Origin of the sequence: Leptotrichia sp. OH3620_COT-345, from assembly GCF_003932895.1 — a bacterium.
GTDB lineage: Bacteria > Fusobacteriota > Fusobacteriia > Fusobacteriales > Leptotrichiaceae > Pseudoleptotrichia.
The window spans coordinates 1-206 of record NZ_RQYW01000243.1 but is presented as its reverse complement, the minus strand read 5'-3'; the positions used below and the strand labels follow the sequence as shown (position 1 = coordinate 206).

Here is a 206-nt window from a genome sequence, read left to right as displayed (position 1 = left end):
GATATGCATAGAAAGTTCCTTGTAGTGGATGAGATATTTGAGGCAAAATCATCATATTATACATATGGAGCGGCATTAAAGAATGAGATAAGCAAAGAGTTCAGGACTAGTGAAAGAACGAGTATAAAGCCTTATGGAAGTTTAAAACTTGAATATGGAAGATTTGGAAGTATAAAGGAAAAGACAGGAGAAGTAAGGCTTGAAGT

1 protein-coding gene is annotated in these 206 nt (G+C 34.5%); it reads left to right on the top strand.

From position 1 onward, the window contains the following. On the top strand, positions 1-206 hold a 206-nt coding region (locus tag EII29_RS11910; RefSeq protein ID WP_125237642.1), incomplete at both ends, for an autotransporter domain-containing protein.